Origin of the sequence: Streptomyces sp. NPDC001194, assembly GCF_042896985.1 — a bacterium.
Lineage (GTDB): Bacteria > Actinomycetota > Actinomycetes > Streptomycetales > Streptomycetaceae > Streptomyces.
Genome location: NZ_JBIAXU010000003.1, coordinates 447,663 through 467,868, shown reverse-complemented (window position 1 = coordinate 467,868; position 20,206 = coordinate 447,663). Strand labels below are relative to the sequence as shown.

Sequence of the window (20,206 nt, the reverse complement as noted above, 5' to 3'; positions counted from 1 at the left end):
CTACCATCGCCCTATCCGTAGCAGGCTCTCCTCCGTTTGTGCCGGCGCCCGGGTCTACGCGGGCAAACCGGTCCCTACGGAGCATCGGGGGATGCACATGAACAGCGCTCCGCACCTGCTGACCGAAGACCGACCCGAGTTCGATCGGCTCCTCGACGAGGCGCTCCGCACCGCGCACGAACGGCCCGAGCTCGCCGCTCTCGGTGAGCGCCTGAACGCCGAACAACTGCGCACGATGGCCATCGGGGCCAGTGCGCTGCTGACGGCCGCGGCCGCGGCCGAGTACGACCGCTACGTGAAACTGCGCGGAGAGCGGCGCGAAGAGGTCCTGTCCACCCCCGGTGCGGCCCGGGACCAGACTGCCGGACTGCAGGGCGAGGGCGAGGACGGCGCGGGCGTCAGTGCCGTCGTCGCGGTGCTCGCGCCGGTCCTGGCGGGCACCGCGATGGTGATATTCCTGCTGGTGGGCTACGTCCTGAAGGCGATCGAACCCGAACCGGCTTTCGCGAACACCATGCTGACGGCGGGTTGGCTGTTCGGCGCGCTCACCGTGGTGTCGCTGTTGTTCGCCGTGATCGGGCTGCTGGTGACCGCCGTCCGCAACCGGGCGACCGAGGTGGGGGCCGGGGACGAGGTCGACGCGATACCCGACGACGTCGCGCGGGCCCGCGAGGCCTGGCGGCACGCCCTGCTGGAGCGGGGCATCCTGCCGTTCCTGCGGGACGCTCTGGCCGACCCGAGCGCGGCGCCGGCAGGGACGGGTTATCCGGCCCCGCACACGCCGAAGGCCGGTCGCATCCCCAACCTGGGATACAGCCGGCCCGACTTCACCAGTCCGGGGTCCCCTTCACAGGGCCCCCGCCCCGGCTACACGCCTCCGGACTTCACGAGCCCGGACTTCACCAGCCCGGACGGCGGCACGCAGTAACGCCGCCGCGGCAGGCCGACCGCCCCTGTTTCACGTGAAACATCGCGCCACGGCCGGAACGCTGCCCTGGGAAGCCCCCTCATCCTCCCCAGAGCAGCGCCGGCCGCCTTGGGCGGGTCAGTCCGCCAACGGGAGGTACACCCGATTCCCGCTCGCGGCGAACTCGGCGGACTTCTCCGCCATGCCCGCCTCGATCTCATTGGCCTTCAGGTCCCCGCCGTGCTCACGACGGATGTCCTGCGAGATCTTCATCGAGCAGAACTTCGGACCGCACATGGAGCAGAAGTGCGCGGTCTTGGCCGGCTCGGCCGGGAGCGTCTCGTCGTGGAACTCGCGGGCCGTGTCCGGGTCGAGGGCCAGGTTGAACTGGTCCTCCCAGCGGAACTCGAAGCGCGCGTCCGACAGGGCGTCGTCCCACTCCTGGGCACCCGGGTGGCCCTTGGCGAGGTCCGCCGCGTGCGCCGCGATCTTGTACGTGATGACACCGGTCTTCACGTCGTCGCGGTTGGGCAGGCCCAGGTGCTCCTTCGGCGTGACGTAGCAGAGCATCGCAGTGCCCCACCAGGCGATCATCGCGGCGCCGATGCCCGAGGTGATGTGGTCGTACGCCGGGGCGACGTCCGTCGTCAGCGGGCCGAGCGTGTAGAACGGCGCCTCCTCGCAGATCTCCTGCTGGAGGTCGATGTTCTCCTTGATCTTGTGCATCGGGACGTGGCCCGGGCCCTCGATCATGGTCTGCACGTTGTGCCGCTTGGCGATCGTGTTCAGCTCACCCAGCGTCTTCAGCTCCGCGAACTGCGCCGCGTCGTTGGCGTCGGCGATGGAGCCGGGGCGCAGGCCGTCGCCCAGCGAGTACGTGACGTCGTACGTCGCGAGGATCTCGCAGAGCTCCTCGAAGTTCGTGTAGAGGAAGTTCTCCTTGTGGTGCGCGAGACACCAGGCGGCCATGATCGAGCCGCCGCGGGAGACGATGCCGGTCTTGCGGCGGGCGGTCAGCGGCACGTACGGCAGCAGCACGCCGGCGTGGACCGTCATGTAGTCGACGCCCTGCTCGGCCTGCTCGATGACCGTGTCCTTGTAGATCTCCCAGGTCAGTTCCTCGGCGCGGCCGTCGACCTTCTCCAGCGCCTGGTACAGCGGCACGGTGCCGATCGGGACCGGGGAGTTGCGCAGCACCCACTCGCGGGTGGTGTGGATGTTGCGGCCGGTCGAGAGGTCCATGACCGTGTCGGCACCCCACTTGGTGGCCCAGGTCATCTTGTCGACCTCCTCCTCGATGGAGGAGGTGACCGCGGAGTTGCCGATGTTGGCGTTGACCTTCACCAGGAACCGCTTGCCGATGATCATCGGCTCGATCTCCGGGTGGTTCACGTTCGCGGGAAGCACCGCGCGACCTGCGGCGATCTCCTCGCGGACGACCTCGGGGGAGACGTTCTCGCGGATCGCGACGTACTCCATCTCCGGGGTGATCTCGCCGCGTCGGGCGTACGCGAGCTGTGTGACGGCAGCGCCGTCACGGCCCCGGCGGGGCTGACGCGGGCGGCCCGGGAAGACCGCGTCGAGGTTCTTGAGGCCACCCCGCGGCGAGGTGTGCTTGATGCCGTCGTCCTCGGGCCGCACCGGCCGGCCCGCGTACTCCTCGGTGTCGCCGCGGCCGATGATCCAGTTCTCGCGCAGCGGGGCCAGGCCGCGCCGTACGTCGGTCTCGATCTGCGGGTCGGTGTACGGCCCGGACGTGTCGTAGAGCGTCACGTCCTTGCCGTTGGTGAGGTGGACCTGGCGGACCGGCACCCGGAGGTCGGGCCGGGAGCCGGCCAGGTATCCCTTGTGCCAGCCGGGCTGGCGCTCGGTCTGGCCGTCGGCGTCCTGGCTGACGGCAGGCGTGCGTGCGTCCTGAATGGTCATGAGACCTGATCTCCCTACGCCGGCATTACCCGGTAACAGGTTCGGCGGTCGACGCAGCCTCTTCCCGTACGCATATGTGCTGCGCGTACGGTGATCAGCGCCCTCTCAGCCCGGTGCTCCGAGCTCCCGCGTTGTGCAAAGGTGCCCCCACGCTAGCGTCATTTGTGGCGTGCTGAACAGTGGGCCCCCTCAACTCTTGCGATGATCTGCCGGTGACGTCCTCGCCGCAGCCTCCCTCCACGCCCACCGAGCACCCGGGTCACGCCGACCACGCACACGTGGGCCACGGGCATGACCACGGGCATGACCAGAGCCCGTCCCAGGGTCAGCCCCAGGGCCACTCCCATGGTCATTCCCACGGCCACGGACCGGCTGCTCCCGTCTCGAAGCACCTGCGCAAGGTCATCGCCGCGGTCCTGATCCCCTTCGCCGTCGCCGTCTTCGTCGGCATGGTGGTGCTCTGGCCGGGCGGCGCCCCCGCCCACGAGCGCTCCGGGGTCGGCTTCGACCGGCAGACCCAGCAGGGCACGGTCGTCGCGCTCGAACAGGTCGACTGCAAATCGGTGAACGCCTCACAGGTGCCGACCACGGGGAGCGTCTCCACTCCGGAGGGCCGCGAGGCCCGGGCCCAGCAGACCGGTGACTGCAAGAAGGCCACCGTCGAGGTCGCCACCGGGCCGGACAAGGGCCGCACGTTCGTCGAGATCGTGCAGCCCGGAGCGCCACGGCAGTTGGAGAACGGCCAGGAGGTGGTCGTCGCGTACGCGCCGGACGCTCCCCGGGACCTCCAGTACTCGGTGGTCGACGTGAACCGCAAGCTCCCCCTGGCGGTGCTGGCCGGCATCTTCGCGGTCGCCGTGGTCGTCGTCGGGCGGATGCGCGGCATGTTCGCGCTGATCGCGCTGGTCGTCAGCTTCGGCGTGCTGACCCTCTTCATCCTCCCGGCGATCCTGCAGGGCTCGAACCCACTGGTCGTCGCGGTCGTCGGGGCCAGCGCGATCATGCTCATCGCGCTCTACATGTGTCATGGCCTGAGCGCCCGTACGTCCGTCGCCGTCCTGGGCACGCTCGTCTCGCTGCTGCTGATCGGGCTGCTCGGCTCGGTGTTCGTCGACTGGGCGTTCCTCAGCGGCAACACCGACGACAACACGGGGCTGATCCACGGGCTCTACCCGGACATCGACATGAGCGGTCTGCTGCTCGCGGGCGTGATCATCGGATCGCTCGGTGTGCTCGACGATGTGACGGTCACCCAGACATCGGCGGTCTGGGAACTCCACCAGGCCGATTCGTCGATGGGGTCCCGCGCCCTGTACCGGGCGGCCATCCGGATCGGCCGCGACCACATCGCCTCGGTGGTGAACACCCTGGTGCTGGCCTACGCGGGCGCGGCACTTCCGCTGCTGCTGCTGTTCTCGATCGCGAACAGCAGCATGGGATCGGTGGCCAACAGCGAGCTGGTCGCGGAGGAGATCGTGCGGACCCTCGTCGGGTCGATCGGCCTGGTGGCCTCGGTCCCGGTGACCACCGCGCTCGCCGCGCTGGTGGTCTCCGCCGACCGGCCGGGATCCCCGGCCGGAGCGGCGGCTTCGGTGCCGGCCCGCGGCGGCCGGGGGCGGCGGCGCAAGCGCTGAGCGACCCGGGTGGCTCGGGGGCCCGGGGCGACTCGGCTCGTGCGGTCCGTCCGGCTCGCGCGGTCGGCCTGACCGGCTCTTCCGGTCGGGTCCCTCAGCCCGCGTTCTGCTCGTTCTGCTGCGGCTCCGCCAGGATCCGGTCCAGTGCCTCGTCGAGGTCTTCCTCGAAGTTGCCCAGGTTGCGCTCCTGACCGAGCGGAACAAGCCGGTCGGTACGGTCGAGGAACGCGACGAGCGGGGCCGCTCCGGCGCGGAACAGCGCCCGGTCGCAGCCGACCTGGAGCCGGATGTGGACGTCGGACAACTCCTCGGGATCGGTGGGGGCGATGTGCACATCGCCGTCGCCGCACGGCTTGTTGATGCCGTCGAGGAGCAGCTCCCGGCCGAATGCCCAGGTCACGGGGGCGTCTCCGGGAAGGTGGAACGTCAGGCGCACTGCGTAGGGGTCACGGGTGTCGTACCGGAGTTCCACCGGGATCCGGAAGGAGAGCTCCTCGGAAACGAGGAAGCTCATCATGACCTCTGCCTGTACCGACTCGCGCATGGACTACCCCGCTGTAGTGGAAGTGGCCAGGAATGAACCCCCAGGGCCCTCTTGACAAGGGTGGTGGAAGGTCATGCAGATCACAAGGAGTGAGTTTTCAGATACTGATAGAGAACGAGAGGGTGCTCAACAGCGCGCCTACTTCACTCCGTAGTCGATCGACCACATACAGCAATCGTTCCTCCTGGTGCAAAGGGAGGGAAATCGCCATTGTTGCTGCGGTATCGCCCGCGGTGATGGGGATGGCCGCACAGACAGTGCCCAGCGCGTACTCCTGACGCTCCGTAACCGGCTCCATGCGTCCGAGGGCGCCGATGCGGTGTTCGAGGGCGCTCTGGTCCCGGACGGTGTACTGGGTGACGGCCTCGACGGGGCGCCGCACGTAGTAGTCCTTGCGCGTCTTCTCGTCGAGCTGGGCCAGCAGGCACTGCCCGATGGCGTGCGCATGCCCGGTCGCGCGGAAATCGGCCCACTCCTCGACGGCGGGGCTGGCCGGGGTGTCCGAAACTCCCACGAGCTCGATCTCACCCTCACGGAACACCGCGAAGTAGACGGGGGCCCCGACCGCGTCGCGAAAGTGCGCGAGGGAGTCGAGGATCATGCTGCGACGTTTCTGCTGCAGCCCGCCGCCCGCCAGCCGCCCGGCGGCGGCGCCGAGCACGAACACTCCGCCCTCACGCCGCAGATAGCCCTCGTGGGTGAGGGTGCGCAGCAGGTGGTACGCGGTGGGGAGGGGGAGCCCGGCTTCGCGCGCCAGTTGTTTCGCCGGGGCCCCCTCGCTGTGGGAACCCACTGCTTCGAGCAGCCTCAACGCGCGCTGCACCGAACCGATCAGCGTCGGCACACCGGCATTGTGAACCGAAGACAAAGCCCACCCCCAGCCGTGGCAGCGGACCTGGGGAGGGTCCGCCCTGCGGGGGCCGCCCCCGCACGCGCCGTGAATCCTGGGGGTCGTGCTCAGCCGGCACTGGATAAAACCGCAGGTCAGTGCGGCACCATCGGCGTCCGATGCCCAGGGAACGGCACAGATTGCCACTCTATCCGCCGATTCCCGCGGTGTGGGCGGTTTGCCACCTGACGTTCCCCCGCCCGGGCTAACACCCGGGATTGACCCGGGGCCCAGGGGCCCGGGCTCCGGGACCTACCAGTCGCGGGAGGAGGACTTCGAACCGCTGCCGGAGAACTTCTTCACGATGAAGACCAGGCCGCCGACGAGGGCGACGAAGAGCAGCAGCTTGAAGACGAACGAGATCAGGGCACCGAGGATGCTCGTGATGACACCACCGAAGACGAAGAGCACCAGAAGCGGGATCGCGACCCACTTAACCCACCAGGGCATGCCTGCGAATGTCTCTCGGATGCCGTCCATGTCCTCAACCTCTTCCTGAGCTCCTCGAGCTCCTGAGCCGTGACTTCCTGCTCTCGATGCTAGGAGGCCGCACAACCGTACGGGGACCCGCGAGCCCCCGGACTCCCCTGATCCGCCCCCTAGGGGGATCAGGGGGTCCGACCCTGGGTCACGGCTGCCGCGCTAGGCCTCCGGCGGGGAGAAGACCACCAATACCCGCAGGTCCTCGGTGATGTGGTGGAACTTGTGCACCACCCCGGCGGGCACGTAGACGACGCTGCCGCGTGCCACCGTCGTCGTCTCCTCCCCGACCGTGATCGAGGCCCTGCCGCTCACCACGAAGTACACCTCGTCCTGGCGGTGCGGCAGTTGCGGGTCGCTCTGGCCGGCGTCGAGGGCGTACAGCCCGACCGACATGTTCCGCTCGCGCAGGAACTGCAGGTAGGCGCCGTCGTTCGCGAGCCGCTCCGCCTCGAGCTCGTCCAGCCGGAAGGCCTTCATCGTCGTTGTGCCCCTTGCTCTCTCGCGTTCCCTGGCATCCGCTGATCTGCTGATGTCCCACCGGGATCTTCTCTGCCACGATCAGACACATGACAAATTTCGTAGTCAAGACGCTCGCGAACGCGGCGGCCCTGGCCGTCGCCATCTGGCTGCTGGCCGGCATCACGCTCGACGACCACAGCTCCCTGGGCCGCCGGACCCTCACCCTGATCCTGGTCGCCCTGGTCTTCGGCCTGGTCAACTTGATCGTCAAGCCCGTGGTGAAGTTCTTCTCGCTGCCGCTGTTCGTCCTCACCCTCGGACTGTTCACCCTCGTGGTGAACGCCCTGATGCTGCTTCTGACCTCCTGGCTGGCCGCGCAGCTGGACCTCAGCTTCCATGTCGACAACTTCTGGACCGCGCTGATCGGCGGCCTGATCATCTCCGTCGTCTCCTGGGCCGTGAACATGGCCCTGCCCGACAACGACTGAGACGAACGCCATGTACCGCGTGTGCTTCGTCTGCACGGGCAACATCTGCCGCTCCCCGATGGCCGAATCCGTCTTCCGCGCCCGCGTCATCGAGGCGGGGCTCGACGCCCTCGTCGAGGTGGACAGCGCCGGAACCGGCGGCTGGCACGAGGGAGACGGCGCCGATCCGCGCACCGTCACCGTCCTGGAGGCCGCCGGGTACGAGCAGAGCCACCGGGCGCGGCAGTTCCGCGCCTCGTGGTTCGCCGGCCTCGACCTCGTCATCGCGCTCGATGCCGGGCACCTGCGGGACCTGCGGGCGCTCGCGCCCACCCCCGAGGACGCCGCCAAGGTACGACTGCTGCGTTCCTACGACCCGGCGGCGACGGCTGCGGAGGCCGACGTACCGGATCCCTACTACGGCTCCCTCGACGGGTTCGAGCAGTGCCTGGAGCTCGTCGAGGCGGCGAGCCCGGGCCTGTTGGACGCCGTACGCGAGGCAGTGAAGGAGCAGACCGCATGAACGACCACGCCGACGAGCCGGCGGCCGGAGCGGGGACCGGGGCCGGTGCGAGGACCGGGTCGGCCTCGGGGAACGGGATCGGCGACGGCACCCGGGCCGTACGTGCCGGGCTGCCCGAGCCGGTCAAGAACGAACCGCCCCTGCCCGGCCCCGTCTTCGCCGCCCACTTCCACCTCCCGGGCGAGGCGACGGGCCCGTACACGTACGGCCGGGACACCAACCCCACCTGGACCCTGCTGGAGCGGGCCATCGGGGAGCTCGAAGCGCCCGGCCAGGACGTCGACACCATCGTCTTCGCCTCCGGCATGGCCGCGGTCTCCGCCGTCCTGCTCTCCCAGGCCCGCACCGGCGACACCGTCGTCCTGCCCGACGACGGCTACCAGGCCCTGCCGCTGGTCCGCGAGCAGCTGGAGGCGTACGGGATCCACGTCCGGACCGCCCCGACCGGGGACGACGCGCAGCTCACCGTCCTCGACGGAGCAAGGCTGCTGTGGATCGAGACCCCCTCCAACCCCGGGCTCGACGTGTGCGACGTCCGGCGCCTGGTCGAGGCCGCCCACGCGGGCGGCACCCTGGTCGCCGTCGACAACACCCTCGCCACCCCGCTCGGCCAGCGGCCCCTGGAACTCGGCGCGGACTTCTCCGTCGCCAGCGGCACCAAGGGACTGACCGGCCACGGCGACCTCCTGCTCGGCTACGTCGTCTGCCGCGACCCCGAGCTCGCCGCCGCCGTCCGGCGCTGGCGCAAGATCGTCGGTGCGATCCCGGGCCCGATGGAGGCCTGGCTGGCCCATCGCTCCCTGGCCACCATCCAGCTGCGCGCCCAGCGCCAGTGGACCAACGCGCTGGCCGTGGCGGAGGCACTGTCCGACCACAAGGACGTCACCGGGCTGCGCTACCCCGGCCTGCCCGCGGACCCGTCACACAAGACGGCCGCCCGGCAGATGCGGGGCTTCGGCTCCGTGGTCTCCTTCACCCTGCCGGACCGCGCGCACGCCGAACGGTTCATGGCCGCCCTGCACCTGGTCGAGGACGCCACCAGCTTCGGCGGCGTACGGTCGACCGCGGAGCGGCGCCGACGGTGGGGCGGCGACCCCGTGCCGGAGGGGTTCATCCGTCTGTCCGCCGGGGCCGAGGACACCGACGACCTGGTCACGGACGTGCTGCGAGCCCTCGACGTGGCGGGCACGGGCGGCTGAGCAGCAGGGACGAGAGCGGTCCGAGCCTCCCCCCTAGTGGCTCGGACCGCTCCGGGTTCCGCGCGAAGAACCACTCGCACAAGGCTAGTTGACTCAACGTCAGAGTCCAATCACGGTAACGACAGGGTCCTATCGGCATATTTATAGTTGAAGGCCCCCACCGAGAGGGGCCTTCATGGACCTGGCCCTGTTGCGCACCTTCGTCGCCGTCCACCGGGCGGGCTCCTTCACCCGGGCCGCCGCGCTCCTCGGGCTGTCACAGCCCGCCGTCACCTCACAGATCCGCACCCTCGAACGCCAGCTGGGCCGGCCGCTGTTCCACCGCCGCGCCCGCGGGGTCACCCCCACCGCCGTGGGCGACGAACTCGCCCACAAGGCCGCACCCCACCTCGACGCCCTGCTGCGGATCACCGAGGCGGAACGCGCAGCCGCGGGCGCATTACGCACGCTGCACCTCGCCGGTCCGCCCGAGTTCCTGTGCCTGCGCGTCCTGCCCGCCCTGGCCCCGCTCGTCGGACAGGGCCACACCCTGCGCACGGTCCTCCAGGCCGGCGCCGAGGAAGCCCTCGACGGGCTCGCAGCCGGCCACCACGACCTCGTCGTCACGACCGCCCGCCCGCGCGGCGGACTCTTCAGCGCGACCGCCCTGTGCGACGAGGAGCACGTCCTGGTCGCCGCGCCCTACTGGGCGGCACTCGTCGATCCGGACCGGCTGCGCGAGGCCGGCCCCGCCGTCCTCGACGGCATTCCGCTCGTCGAGGTCCACGAGACGCTGCCGCTCGTCGCCCGCTACTGGGCCGCCGTCTTCGAAACCCGGCCCGGCACCCGGCCCGATGCCGCCACCGTCGTCGCCCCCGACCTCCGTGCCGTACTGGAGTGCGTCCGGGCCGGCGCCGGACTGGCCGTCCTGCCTCGGTATCTGTGCCAGGACGCCCTCGACCGCGGGCAGATCGTCGCCCTGCTGGAGCCACCCGTACCGCCGCTGCGCACCTGGTTCCTCGCCGTACGGACCGGCAGCCTCGCCCTCGCCCACCTCGCCCGTGCGCACGACCGGCTGCTGCGCGCAGCCGCCCACTGGTGAGGCTCCGCTTCCGGTGTACGGCGGGTTTCGCCCACTCGCGTTTCAGACACCGCCGTCCGGGCCACTCTTCTCCCATGACCGAACGTCCCGTGGTCAAACGCACCGCCCGCGCGATCCTGCTCGACGGTGACGACCTGATCCTCATCAAGCGCACCAAGCCCGGCGTCGATCCCTACTGGCTCACCCCCGGCGGGGGAGTGGAGTCCTCGGACGCCACCGTCGTCGACGCCCTCCACCGAGAGCTCCACGAGGAGCTCGGGGCGAAGATCACCGATGTGGTGCCCTGCTTCGTCGACACCGTCGAGCACATCGCCGACGGAGGGGTGACCGGAGTGAAGGTGCAGCACTTCTTCGTCTGCCACCTCGAATCCATGGACCCCAGTCAGCGGCACGGCCCCGAAATCGACGAGCCCGCGGGTGAGTACGAGATCGTCCGGGTGCCGTTCAGCCGGGTCGGCATCGCCGCCGTCCATCTCGTCCCGCTGTCCCTGAGGCACTACCTCGACGGCAACATCGAAGGCGTACGCGCCATGCACGCCCCCGACCTGGGCTGATCCCGGCCCGGTCTTCGGTCCGTTCGGCCCGGGTCGCTTCGGCCCGGGCCACCGGCCGTGGCTCGGGCTCCGGCCGACGGCCCGGGGCCGGTGGCCCGGTTCTCATCCCGCGGCGCCCACCAGCTCCTCCACCGCGTCGAAGCGGATCCGGTCGCCGGGGATCCCGATGCGCTTGAGCTCGCTCACGCCGCTGCGGATCATCGCGGGCGGCCCCGAGACGAAGGCGTCGTACGAGCTCCACGGCCCGTGTTCGCCGACTGCCTGGGGAAGTTGGCCGGCGAGGCCCTCGCCCACCACCGGGCGCACCGACAGCCACGGGTGCGAGCGCTGCAGCCCGAGCAGAGTGTCCTTGTCGTACAGGCCGCCATCGCTGCGTGCCCCGAAGAACACCTCCACCGGGCGGCGTTCGCCGTGCTCCGCCACGTCCTCGATCAGCGCCTTGATCGGGGCGATGCCGGTTCCGCCGCCCAGGCACAGCATCCCGTTGTCGGTGGTGTGGTCCACCACCATCGACCCGGCCGGCGGGCCGAGTCGCAGCACGTCACCGGGCCGGGCGTGCCGCACCAGCGCGTTGGACACCCAGCCCGCCGGAACGGCCTTGACGTGGAAGGACAGCAGCCCGTCGGCACGCGGTGCCGAGGCGAACGAGTAGTGCCGCCACACCCGGGGCCACCACGGCGTCTCCAGGCTCGTGTACTGACCTGCGAGGAAAGGATACGGCTGGTCGGGGCGGACGGTGAGCACCGCGATGTCCGGGGTGCGCAGGTCATGCGAGACCACCTCCGCGTGCCACCACGCGGGGCTCTTCACCTCGTCCTCCGCCGCGGCGTCGATCATGGTCTGGGACATCACGGTGTAGGCCCGCACCCACGCGGCCTGCGTCTCCGGCCCCCAGGTCTGCTGTGCGTACCGGGACAGGGCGCCGATGAGGGCCTCGCCCACCACCGGATAGTGCCCGGCCATCGTCCCGTACTTCCGGTGCCCGGTGCCCAGCCGACGCAGGTACGGGACGAGCACCTCCGGGTCGTCGATGTGCTCGGCGGCGGTCAGCAGTGCCTTCAGCAGCCGGTCTCGCTGTACGTCCATGGCGGCCGGGAACATGCCCCGCACCTCCGGGTGCCCGGTGAACACCAGGGCATAGAAATAGGAGGTCACCCTGTCGGCGATGGGAGCGACCTCTTCGAGGGTCCGGCGGATGAGGACCGCGTCCGGGGAGGGCTCGACCTCACCGCCCCCGGACGGTATCCGGGCCGTCCGTCTGGCCGATCTGGTGGGCGGAGCGTCCATGCGGTGCCTCGCTTCGAACATCTCGGTCGGTAAGCACGCCACGGCCTTCGAATCCGTGGTTCCGGGCCTCAGAGCCTGCCAGCCGCCTCCGCTACTCGCGGGAAAACCCGGAAAGTCCGCGTTTCGAACCCACTTTCCTCTTAAGATGCTCGGACTTCCGGGCGTGCCGCCCCAACCAGCTGATAGGCCTCGCGCAAGTCCCGGCCCTGGTAGACGTGTGTCGCCCGTTGCGCCAGGAACGGGCGTGCGTTGACCGCCACGGACACCGACACCGCTTCGAAGAGCACCGCGTCCGTCGCAGAGTCCGCGTACGCGACGCAGTCGTCCCGGCTCACCCCGAACTGTGCGCAGAGCCGGTCCGCCACCGTGACCTTGCCCTCGGGTGTCAGGATCCCGGCCGCTTCCACGGGCCGGGTGAAGGGCACCTCGGGGAACACCGAGCCGTGGGCGGCATGCGCGCCCCACTCCAGCAGCAGTTCCACGAAGAACGACGGCGACAACGAAACCACCGCGCAGTACTCCCCGCGCTCCCTGATCTCCCGCCACACCTCGCGGATCCCCGTCAGCCAAGGTGCTCCGTCGAACGCCGTCCGGACGTGCCCGGGGGTCAGCCCCGCCCACAGCGCGTGCACTGCCACCGCGAAATCGTGCGGCTCCATTTCCTGCGCACCGAACGCCCGCTCCAGCTCGGCGATCTCCGTACTCAGGCCCAGCTGTCGGGAGATCTCGGCCGGTGCGGCCGAGCCGTACATCAGCGTGCCGTCGAGATCGAAGAGGTGAAGACGGGTCATGGAAGACGAGGTTAGCGATGTTTCACGTGAAACATCGCCCGCTCCGACCGAGCCACCCCACCACCACGGCCCGGGAGAGGCATCGCGATGTTTCACGTGAAACATCGAGCCCAAATCCTCTGGACGGCCCCCGGCTGATGATCCAGTCTGGGCCCGTGACACCACCACACCTCACCGACCTGCCGATCCGTGCGCTGACCGTGGATGATCTCCGCTACTGCGCCGACCTCTCCGAAGACCGCGGGTGGCCGCGCGAGGACCACAAGTGGGGGCTGCTTCTCGCCGCGGGCAACGGCTACGGCATCGATGCTCCCGACGGACGAGGACTCGCGGCCGCCTGCGTCGTCACCTCGTACGGGCACACCCCCACCGGCCCGGAGCTGTCCGCCATCGGGATGGTCCTCGTTGCCGAGCGCTACGCCCGCCAGGGCCTGGGCCGCCGCCTCATGACGTACATCTGCGACGACGCTCTCAAGGGGATCCCGCTCACCCTGCACGCCACCCCCTACGGCCGCCCCCTCTACGAAGAGCTCGGCTTCGACACCACCGGCCGTGCGGAGATGCTGCGAGGCACCTTCCGTGCGGAGCCCTCGGACCAGGCGCCCACGTCGGGCTCGGTGGCGGTCCGGCCGGCGACCGGCGAGGACATCCCGCGGATCGTCCGCCTGGACACCGAGGTCTTCGGCGCGGACCGGACACACATGATCACGCGGCTTCCCGCCTTCGCGGACCGGCTGCTGGTCGCCGAAGACGGGCGGGGCGAGCTCGTCGGCTACGCCGCGATCTGGCCCAACATGGAGACCCATGTGATCGGGCCGCTCATCGCGCACGACACGGCCGGCGCCCGGGCCCTCATCACGGCACTCGCCGCCGCCACCGACCGCCCGCTGCGCACCGACATCGATGTACGCCACGAAGAGCTCCTCTCCTGGCTCAAGGACCGTGGCCTCGACTCCGTGGCATTCAACGCCGTCATGACCCGCGACATCCCGGGACTGCCCGGCGACTGGACCCGCCGCTGGGCCCCGCTCACCGTGGCGGCGGGCTGAGAGCGACGGGCCGAGGAAGGAACCTCTCCATGACCGATCTCGACGAGACTGCGATCCGCCCCGCCACCGAGGAGGACCTGCCCGCCATCGTCGCCATGCTGGCGGACGACCCGCTCGGCGCCACGCGCGAATCACCGGACGACCTCACCCCGTACCTCGCGGCGTTCAGACGCCTGACCGATGACCCCCACCAGCACGTGGTCGTCGCGGTCCGCGAGGGCCGCGTCGTGGGCACCCTCCAGCTCACCATCGTCCCCGGGCTGTCCCGCAAGGGAGCCACACGCTCGATCATCGAAGGTGTCCGCGTCCACGCCGACGAACGCGGCAGCGGCCTGGGGACACGGTTCGTCCAGTGGGCCGTCGAGGAGTCACGCCGCCAGAACTGCCGGCTCGTGCAGCTCACCTCGGACGCGACCCGCACCGATGCCCACCGCTTCTACGAGCGGCTCGGGTTCACCGCGTCCCACGTCGGGTTCAAGCTCTCCCTCTGATCGCCCGCACGGCAGGCCGGGCCGGTGTCCGCGGCCCGGCCTACGATCGGGAGGATGAGCCCCAGCCTCCCCCTCGTCACGACCGCCGAGCGCCGCCACCGGCTCGGACGCAGACACCGCCTGGCTCCCTCGGCACATGTCTCCACGGTCGCCGAAGCCGCGGACGCCGTCGTCGCCCTGCACGCCACCGACACCACGACCCTGTTCCTCTCGACCCGCGCCAGGCTCGCGGAAGGCGGCCCCGAAGCCGTCGAACAGGCCCTGTACGAGGACGTCTCCCTCGTCCGCCTGCTCAGCATGCGCAGGACGCTCTTCGCCGTCTCCGGCGAACTGGCCCCGTACGTGGACTCCTCCACCGCCCGGGGTATCGCCGTCAAGGAGCGGCGCACCCTGCTCAAGCACCTCGACGAGGACGGTCAGGGTCTCGACGCCGCGTGGCTGGCCGCAGCGGAGGCCGCCGCGCTCGATGTCCTCGACACCCGGGGTCCCTGCACCGGCAGCCAGCTCTCCGCGGCCGTGCCGGCGCTGCGACGGAAGATCACCGTCGGCCGGGGCAAGAAGTACGAGGCCGAGACCGGCGTCGCCACGCGGGTGATCCGCCTCCTGGCCGCCGACGGCCGGATCCGCCGCGACCGGCCACGCGGATCGTGGACCTCCAGCCAGTTCCGCTGGGTGCACACCGAGCCCTGGCCCGCCGTACCGGCACCCGAGGCGCGCGCCGAGATCGCGCGCCGCTGGCTGCGCGCCTACGGACCGGCCACGGAGGCGGACCTCAAGTGGTGGACGGGTTGGACCCTCACCGACGTCCGCAAGGCCCTCGCGCTCGTCGGCCCCGACCAGGTCCGTCTCGAAGACGCCACGATCGCCCTGGTCAGCCCCGGGGACACCGTGCCCGAACCCGCCCCGGAGCCCTGGGCCGCACTGCTGCCCGGCCTGGACCCCAGTGGAATGGGCTGGGCCGACCGCGGCTTCCACCTCGACCCCGCCCACCGGCCCGCGCTCTTCGACTACGCCGGCAACATCGGCCCCACCGTCTGGTGGAACGGGGAGATCGTCGGGGGCTGGGCCCAGCGTGCGGACGGGGAGGTCGTCTGGCGGCTGCTGAGCGATCGTGGCCGCGCCGCCGAGGACGCCGTCGCCGCCGAGGCGGCGCGCCTCTCCCGATGGGTGGGCGAGGCCCGCATCACCCCGCGCTTCCGCACTCCGCTGGAACGCGAACTCGTCGTCTGAGTCAACCGGATGCGCTAGCCGATGCCCCGCCAGCCCTGCGGGTCCACGCCGCCGGGCACCGGGGCCTGTGTGTCGTACGGCTCCCGCGTGAACACGAACGAGCCCAGGTCGAGATGGCTCACCGAACCGTCCTCGCGCCGCACCGCCCGCAGTGTCTCCCCCGCGTAGTAACCGTTGAGGCCGGTCCAGCTGCCGTCGGGCTCCGCCCGGAACCGGGCCGCCCGACCCATCGCCCCCACCGGCGCGAGCTCCAGCAGACCGTCCGCGTTCAGCCGCAGCACCTGCGGCGACGTACCCCAGTACCAGGGGCCGCACAGGTCCAGGGCGACCGGATCGGCCTCCCGGAACGGCCGCCACGGCCGGGGGAACCGCGGCTCCGCGTCCGCGACGATCGCCACCAGCTCAGCGGCCACCGTCGCGGCGGGCAGCCCTGATGTGCAGTTCGCCAGGACCACGGCCGCCACGTCGTCCGCCTCGCTCAGCCACAGCCCCGCGACGAAGCCGGGCAGCGAACCGGTGTGGCCGGCGAGCCGGCGCCCACCCGCGTTCATCAGCTGCATGCCGAGCCCGTACCCGAGTTCGGCGAGTCCCGGCTCCGGCGGCGCAGCCGACGTCCGCATCTCACGTACCGTCTCCGCGCTCAGCACCCGATCGTCACCCCGGGCGAGGAACAGCGCGAATCGCGCCAAGTCACGTGCAGTGGACCAGAGTTGTCCGGCAGCTGCCATCAGCCCCAGATCTTCCAGGGGCTCCGCCATCATCACGTCGGCCCACGGATGCACCGCCCATCCGCCCGCGTGCGGAGCCTGCGGATGCGCCGTCGTACGGTCCAGACCGAGGGGCTCCAGCACCTCGGCCCTGAGCACCTCTTCCCACGGCTTTCCGCGCACGGCTTCCACGAGTGAACCCAGCAGTGTGTAGCCCGGGTTGGAATAGTGGTGCCGCCGGCCCGGCCGGAAGCGGAAGGGGTCCTCACCCAACACGTCCGCCAGTTCGGGCCGCAGCGCCGCAGGTGTGCGCTCCCACCACTCGCCCGGCGTCTCCGCCGCCAACCCGGCCGTGTGGGCCAGGAGCTGGGCGATGGTCACCTCGCCTGCGCCCGTCCCCGCAAGGTGCTTCTCCAGCGGGTCCTCAAGACGCACCAGGCCCTCGTCCCGCAGGCGCATCACCAGCACCGCGGTGAAGGTCTTGCTGATCGAACCGATCCGGTACTGCACGTTCCCGTCCGGCCCGTGCCCCTCTACGGAGGTCCGGGAGCCCTCCCAGACCACCTCGCCGCCACGGGCCACGGCCGCCACCACCGAGGGCGCCCGTCCTTCGCTCTGCGCGACGGCGATCCGGTGCCTCAACGCACGGCGGGTAGCGGGAAGCAGATCCAGGTCTTCAGAAACGGCATCCATGATCGGATGCTACGTGTTGGCCATGTCCACGAACCGCGAATAGTGGCCCTGGAAGGCGACGGTGATCGTCGCCGTCGGACCGTTACGGTGCTTCGCCACGATCAGGTCCGCCTCGCCCGCACGGGGCGACTCCTTCTCGTACGCGTCCTCGCGGTGCAGCAGGATCACCATGTCGGCGTCCTGCTCGATCGAGCCGGACTCACGCAGGTCGGAGACCATCGGCTTCTTGTCGGTGCGCTGTTCGGGACCACGGTTCAGCTGGGACAGTGCGATCACCGGCACCTCGAGCTCCTTGGCCAGCAGCTTGAGGTTTCGGGACATGTCCGAGACCTCCTGCTGGCGGCTCTCGGGACGGCGCGATCCGCCCGACTGCATCAGCTGGAGGTAGTCGATGACCACGAGCGAGAGGTCGTTGCGCTGCTTGAGGCGCCGGCACTTCGCCCGGATCTCCATCATCGACAGGTTCGGGGAGTCGTCGATGTAGAGCGGGGCGGCCGAGACGTCCGGCATCCGGCGGGCCAGCCGGGTCCAGTCGTCGTCCGTCATGGTGCCGGAGCGCATGTGGTGCAGGGCGACCCTGGCCTCCGCCGACAGGAGGCGCATCGCGATCTCGTTGCGCCCCATTTCGAGGGAGAAGATCACGCTGGGCAGGTTGCTCTTGATGGAGCAGGCCCGCGCGAAGTCGAGCGCGAGCGTGGACTTGCCCATGGCGGGTCGGGCCGCGATGACGATCATCTGGCCCGGGTGCAGTCCGTTGGTCAGCGAATCGAGGTCCGTGAAACCGGTGGGGACGCCGGACATCTGACCGCTGCGCGATCCGATGGCCTCGATCTCGTCGAGCGCGCCCTCCATGATGTCGCCCAGCGGCAGGTAGTCCTCGGAGGTCCGCTGCTCGGTGACGGCGTAGATCTCGGCCTGGGCGCTGTTGACGATCTCGTCGACGTCACCGTCCGCCGCGTATCCCATCTGCGTGATCTTCGTACCGGCCGCGACCAGACGGCGCAGGACCGCCCGCTCGTGGACGATCTCCGCGTAGTACTCGGCGTTCGCCGCGGTCGGCACCGACTGGACGAGCGTGTGCAGGTAGGAGGCCCCGCCGACCTTGCTGATCTCGCCGCGGCGGGTCAGCTCGGCACCGACGGTGATCGGGTCGGCCGGCTCGCCCTTGGCGTACAGGTCGAGGATCGCCTGGTAGATCGTCTCGTGCGAGGGCCGGTAGAAGTCGTGGCCCTTGATGACCTCGACGACGTCCGCGATGGCGTCCTTGGACAGCAGCATGCCGCCGAGCACGGACTGCTCGGCGTCGAGGTCCTGCGGGGGGACGCGCTCGAAGCCGCCGCCACCGCCGTCCCAGGAGCCGCCCTCGCGGCCGCGGTCGTGCTGCTCGTCCCCGCGGCCCCGGCCGTCGCTGTTCCGGCGCGGACGGGCGGGCAGACGGTCACCCGGACCGCTGTCGGCCCAGGGGTCGTCCATGGGCTCGGGCATACTCACCGGGCCGCCTCCTCCCGTCCGCAACGCGGACCTCGCCGTGCCACTCTTTCTATGGCACGGCTCTGACATGTGGGGCACCCGGAACCGCAATCGGCGAGTCGGGCAACGCACAACGGTAGGGCCGAGAGCGACGTCAGCCAATCTTGTTATCCACAGGCTGTGTGGATGAGATGTGGATGACCGACCCAATGCTGTGGGTAAGTCGCCGGAAGCTGTGCACGGACCGGGGGACGGCGCTGTGGACAAAATCACCTGGCCTCCCCATCTACCCATCCTGACCTGCGATTTCTTCCTCCACCGGCTGTGGGGGAGAAATTTCTCCGCCCCAGTTTCGAGATCGCCTCCAATGGGGTGCCGAGAACGTGTGAACCAACTCGCAGGTAAGGATCCAAAGACCATTGCATCCATTACCTGTGGAAGATTAGATTGAGCGCATGACACAGGCCATCGCCCCGCTGAAGCCTGCCCCGAGACGGCACGACCGCGAGATACTCGCGCTCGCCGTCCCGGCTTTCGGCGCACTCGTCGCCGAACCCCTGTTCGTGATGGCCGACAGCGCCATCGTGGGGCACCTCGGCACTCCCCAGCTGGCCGGCCTCGGCATCGCCGCGGCCCTGCTCACCACCGCCGTCAGCGTCTTCGTCTTCCTCGCCTACGCCACCACTGCGGCCGTCTCCCGACGAGTCGGCGCCGGAGACCTCCGGGCGGCCATCCGGCAGGGCATGGACGGCATCTGGCTCGCCCTCCTGATCGGCGCCGTCGTCCTCGCCGTCCTGCTGCCGACGGCGCCCTGGCTGGTCTCCCTCTTCGGAGCCTCCGACACCGTCGCCCCGTACGCGGTCACGTACCTGCGGATCTCCGCCCTCGGCATCCCGGCCATGCTGATGGTGCTCGCCGCCACCGGCGTCATCCGCGGCCTCCAGGACACCCGCACACCGCTCTACGTCGCCATCGCGGGCTTCGCCCTCAACGCGGCCCTGAACGTCGCCCTCGTGTACGGAGCCGGCTTCGGCATCGCCGGTTCCGCCTGGAGCACGGTGATCGCCCAGTGCGCCATGGCCGGCGCCTATCTCTTCGTGGTCGTCCGCGGAGCCCGTACGCACGAAGCCTCCCTGCGCCCCGACCCCGCGGGCATCCGGGCCTGCGCCCAGGCCGGCGTCCCGCTGCTCGTGCGCACGCTGTCCCTGCGCGCCGTGCTGATGATCGCGACCGCCGTCGCCGCGCGGCTCGGCGACGCGGACATCGCGGCCCACCAGATACTGCTCTCCCTGTGGAGCCTGCTCGCCTTCGCCCTCGACGCGATCGCCATCGCCGGGCAGGCCATCATCGGCCGCTACCTTGGCGCCGGCGACACCGTGGGAGCCAAGGCCGTCTGCCGCCGCATGGTGCAGTGGGGGATCGCCTCAGGAATCGTCCTCGGCGCACTGGTGGTCGCGGCCCGCCCGGTCTTCATCCCGCTCTTCACCGGCGACCCCGTGGTCGAGGACGCCCTGCTGCCCGCCCTGCTGGTCGTGGCGATCTCCCAGCCCGTGTGCGGCATCGTCTTCGTGCTCGACGGGGTCCTGATGGGTGCGGGAGACGGTCGCTACCTGGCCTGGGCCATGCTGCTGACGCTCGCCGTGTTCACCCCGGCCGCCCTGCTCGTCCCGACCCTCGGCGGCGGTCTCACCGCACTGTGGTGGGCCATGACCCTGATGATGCTGGTTCGGATGGCCACCCTGCAGCTGCGCGCCCGCTCCGGCCGCTGGCTGGTAGCGGGGGCGACCCGCTGATCCTCGGGTCGATGTTTCACGTGAAACAT

Annotated in this window: 20 protein-coding genes and 1 riboswitch; of the genes, 11 read left to right on the top strand and 9 right to left on the bottom strand. The window is 70.3% G+C overall.

All coding sequences use genetic code 11. From position 1 onward, the window contains the following. Positions 1-91: 91 nt before the first annotated feature. Positions 92-928 carry a hypothetical protein gene (locus tag ACFY1T_RS10210; RefSeq protein ID WP_390787767.1) on the top strand — a complete coding sequence of 279 codons (837 nt, stop codon included), beginning with the start codon at positions 92-94 and terminating at the stop codon, positions 926-928. A 117-nt stretch (positions 929-1,045) separates the two neighbouring features. Here ACFY1T_RS10210 and thiC read toward each other — a convergent pair whose 3' ends face one another. Beyond that, the gene (thiC, locus tag ACFY1T_RS10205; protein ID WP_390787766.1) at positions 1,046-2,833 is read right to left on the bottom strand and encodes a phosphomethylpyrimidine synthase ThiC; all 1,788 of its coding nucleotides are present in this window, start codon (positions 2,831-2,833) and stop codon (positions 1,046-1,048) included. After that, a riboswitch (TPP riboswitch) is annotated at positions 2,828-2,973 on the bottom strand. (Overlaps the previous gene by 6 nt.) A 72-nt stretch (positions 2,974-3,045) precedes the next feature. Here thiC and ACFY1T_RS10200 point away from each other — a divergent pair. Further along, a complete protein-coding gene (locus tag ACFY1T_RS10200; RefSeq protein WP_390787765.1) occupies positions 3,046-4,467 on the top strand; it encodes a YibE/F family protein in 1,422 nt (473 codons plus the stop codon). A 94-nt stretch (positions 4,468-4,561) separates the two neighbouring features. On the opposite strand, the gene ACFY1T_RS10195 is transcribed toward ACFY1T_RS10200, so the two are convergent. The 4 genes from ACFY1T_RS10195 to ACFY1T_RS10180 form a co-directional block, all read right to left on the bottom strand. Then, the gene (locus tag ACFY1T_RS10195; protein ID WP_030857783.1) at positions 4,562-5,011 is read right to left on the bottom strand and encodes an SsgA family sporulation/cell division regulator; all 450 of its coding nucleotides are present in this window, start codon (positions 5,009-5,011) and stop codon (positions 4,562-4,564) included. A 97-nt stretch (positions 5,012-5,108) separates the two neighbouring features. Then, positions 5,109-5,879: an IclR family transcriptional regulator gene (locus ACFY1T_RS10190; RefSeq protein WP_390787764.1), complete on the bottom strand. Its 771-nt coding sequence runs from the start codon at positions 5,877-5,879 to the stop codon at positions 5,109-5,111. A 273-nt stretch (positions 5,880-6,152) separates the two neighbouring features. Next, positions 6,153-6,380, bottom strand: coding sequence for a DUF5326 family protein (locus tag ACFY1T_RS10185; RefSeq protein WP_030857780.1), 228 nt, complete (start codon positions 6,378-6,380; stop codon positions 6,153-6,155). Positions 6,381-6,542: 162 nt separating this feature from the next. Beyond that, a complete protein-coding gene (locus ACFY1T_RS10180; protein ID WP_030857779.1) occupies positions 6,543-6,860 on the bottom strand; it encodes a cupin domain-containing protein in 318 nt (105 codons plus the stop codon). A gap of 89 nt (positions 6,861-6,949) precedes the next feature. Between ACFY1T_RS10180 and ACFY1T_RS10175 the strand changes: the two genes are divergently transcribed. The 5 genes from ACFY1T_RS10175 to ACFY1T_RS10155 all read left to right on the top strand — a co-directional run bounded on the left by ACFY1T_RS10175 (position 6,950) and on the right by ACFY1T_RS10155 (position 10,666). Next, positions 6,950-7,330 carry a phage holin family protein gene (locus tag ACFY1T_RS10175; RefSeq protein WP_030857778.1) on the top strand — a complete coding sequence of 127 codons (381 nt, stop codon included), beginning with the start codon at positions 6,950-6,952 and terminating at the stop codon, positions 7,328-7,330. 10 nt (positions 7,331-7,340) lie between these two features. After that, on the top strand, positions 7,341-7,832 hold the full coding sequence (locus ACFY1T_RS10170; protein ID WP_390787763.1) for a low molecular weight protein-tyrosine-phosphatase: 492 nt from the start codon (positions 7,341-7,343) through the stop codon (positions 7,830-7,832). After that, positions 7,829-9,031, top strand: a complete 1,203-nt coding sequence (locus ACFY1T_RS10165) for a cystathionine gamma-lyase (RefSeq protein WP_390787762.1) — start codon at positions 7,829-7,831, stop codon at positions 9,029-9,031. The genes ACFY1T_RS10170 and ACFY1T_RS10165 overlap by 4 nt, the downstream gene beginning before the upstream one ends. Positions 9,032-9,206: 175 nt before the next feature. Beyond that, positions 9,207-10,112, top strand: a complete 906-nt coding sequence (locus ACFY1T_RS10160) for a LysR family transcriptional regulator (RefSeq protein ID WP_390787761.1) — start codon at positions 9,207-9,209, stop codon at positions 10,110-10,112. 74 nt (positions 10,113-10,186) lie between these two features. After that, positions 10,187-10,666, top strand: a complete 480-nt coding sequence (locus tag ACFY1T_RS10155) for an NUDIX domain-containing protein (protein WP_030857770.1) — start codon at positions 10,187-10,189, stop codon at positions 10,664-10,666. Between the two features lie 102 nt (positions 10,667-10,768). On the opposite strand, the gene ACFY1T_RS10150 is transcribed toward ACFY1T_RS10155, so the two are convergent. After that, positions 10,769-12,100: a globin domain-containing protein gene (locus tag ACFY1T_RS10150; RefSeq protein WP_390787902.1), complete on the bottom strand. Its 1,332-nt coding sequence runs from the start codon at positions 12,098-12,100 to the stop codon at positions 10,769-10,771. Continuing rightward, positions 12,094-12,744 carry an HAD family hydrolase gene (locus ACFY1T_RS10145; RefSeq protein WP_390787760.1) on the bottom strand — a complete coding sequence of 217 codons (651 nt, stop codon included), beginning with the start codon at positions 12,742-12,744 and terminating at the stop codon, positions 12,094-12,096. Before ACFY1T_RS10145 ends, ACFY1T_RS10150 begins: the two co-directional genes overlap by 7 nt. A gap of 155 nt (positions 12,745-12,899) precedes the next feature. Here ACFY1T_RS10145 and ACFY1T_RS10140 point away from each other — a divergent pair, with 155 nt between their 5' ends. The 3 genes from ACFY1T_RS10140 to ACFY1T_RS10130 are packed head-to-tail and all read left to right on the top strand — an operon-like array spanning position 12,900 to position 15,514. After that, the gene (locus tag ACFY1T_RS10140) at positions 12,900-13,793 is read left to right on the top strand and encodes a GNAT family N-acetyltransferase (protein WP_390787759.1); all 894 of its coding nucleotides are present in this window, start codon (positions 12,900-12,902) and stop codon (positions 13,791-13,793) included. 29 nt (positions 13,794-13,822) lie between these two features. After that, positions 13,823-14,284, top strand: coding sequence for a GNAT family N-acetyltransferase (locus ACFY1T_RS10135; RefSeq protein WP_390787758.1), 462 nt, complete (start codon positions 13,823-13,825; stop codon positions 14,282-14,284). 54 nt (positions 14,285-14,338) lie between these two features. Then, positions 14,339-15,514 carry a winged helix DNA-binding domain-containing protein gene (locus ACFY1T_RS10130; protein WP_390787757.1) on the top strand — a complete coding sequence of 392 codons (1,176 nt, stop codon included), beginning with the start codon at positions 14,339-14,341 and terminating at the stop codon, positions 15,512-15,514. Positions 15,515-15,528: 14 nt separating this feature from the next. Here ACFY1T_RS10130 and ACFY1T_RS10125 read toward each other — a convergent pair whose 3' ends face one another. Then, positions 15,529-16,914, bottom strand: coding sequence for a serine hydrolase domain-containing protein (locus ACFY1T_RS10125; protein ID WP_390787756.1), 1,386 nt, complete (start codon positions 16,912-16,914; stop codon positions 15,529-15,531). 9 nt (positions 16,915-16,923) lie between these two features. Then, positions 16,924-18,387, bottom strand: a complete 1,464-nt coding sequence (gene dnaB / locus ACFY1T_RS10120) for a replicative DNA helicase (RefSeq protein WP_030857756.1) — start codon at positions 18,385-18,387, stop codon at positions 16,924-16,926. A 452-nt stretch (positions 18,388-18,839) separates the two neighbouring features. Between dnaB and ACFY1T_RS10115 the strand changes: the two genes are divergently transcribed. Continuing rightward, positions 18,840-20,177, top strand: a complete 1,338-nt coding sequence (locus ACFY1T_RS10115; protein WP_390787755.1) for an MATE family efflux transporter — start codon at positions 18,840-18,842, stop codon at positions 20,175-20,177. Positions 20,178-20,206: the final 29 nt, after the last annotated feature.

Excerpts from the sequence above, each read along its gene's own strand:
- ACFY1T_RS10210 (WP_390787767.1), top strand. The coding sequence starts at position 92 with ATGCACATGAACAGCGCTCCGCACCTGCTGACCGAAGACCGACCCGAG.
- thiC (WP_390787766.1), bottom strand. The coding sequence starts at position 2,833 with ATGACCATTCAGGACGCACGCACGCCTGCCGTCAGCCAGGACGCCGAC.
- ACFY1T_RS10195 (WP_030857783.1), bottom strand. The coding sequence starts at position 5,011 with ATGCGCGAGTCGGTACAGGCAGAGGTCATGATGAGCTTCCTCGTTTCC.
- ACFY1T_RS10185 (WP_030857780.1), bottom strand. The coding sequence starts at position 6,380 with ATGGACGGCATCCGAGAGACATTCGCAGGCATGCCCTGGTGGGTTAAG.
- ACFY1T_RS10180 (WP_030857779.1), bottom strand. The coding sequence starts at position 6,860 with ATGAAGGCCTTCCGGCTGGACGAGCTCGAGGCGGAGCGGCTCGCGAAC.
- ACFY1T_RS10175 (WP_030857778.1), top strand. The coding sequence starts at position 6,950 with ATGACAAATTTCGTAGTCAAGACGCTCGCGAACGCGGCGGCCCTGGCC.
- ACFY1T_RS10170 (WP_390787763.1), top strand. The coding sequence starts at position 7,341 with ATGTACCGCGTGTGCTTCGTCTGCACGGGCAACATCTGCCGCTCCCCG.
- ACFY1T_RS10165 (WP_390787762.1), top strand. The coding sequence starts at position 7,829 with ATGAACGACCACGCCGACGAGCCGGCGGCCGGAGCGGGGACCGGGGCC.
- ACFY1T_RS10160 (WP_390787761.1), top strand. The coding sequence starts at position 9,207 with ATGGACCTGGCCCTGTTGCGCACCTTCGTCGCCGTCCACCGGGCGGGC.
- ACFY1T_RS10155 (WP_030857770.1), top strand. The coding sequence starts at position 10,187 with ATGACCGAACGTCCCGTGGTCAAACGCACCGCCCGCGCGATCCTGCTC.
- ACFY1T_RS10145 (WP_390787760.1), bottom strand. The coding sequence starts at position 12,744 with ATGACCCGTCTTCACCTCTTCGATCTCGACGGCACGCTGATGTACGGC.
- ACFY1T_RS10135 (WP_390787758.1), top strand. The coding sequence starts at position 13,823 with ATGACCGATCTCGACGAGACTGCGATCCGCCCCGCCACCGAGGAGGAC.
- ACFY1T_RS10130 (WP_390787757.1), top strand. The coding sequence starts at position 14,339 with ATGAGCCCCAGCCTCCCCCTCGTCACGACCGCCGAGCGCCGCCACCGG.
- ACFY1T_RS10125 (WP_390787756.1), bottom strand. The coding sequence starts at position 16,914 with ATGGATGCCGTTTCTGAAGACCTGGATCTGCTTCCCGCTACCCGCCGT.
- dnaB (WP_030857756.1), bottom strand. The coding sequence starts at position 18,387 with ATGGACGACCCCTGGGCCGACAGCGGTCCGGGTGACCGTCTGCCCGCC.
- ACFY1T_RS10115 (WP_390787755.1), top strand. The coding sequence starts at position 18,840 with ATGACACAGGCCATCGCCCCGCTGAAGCCTGCCCCGAGACGGCACGAC.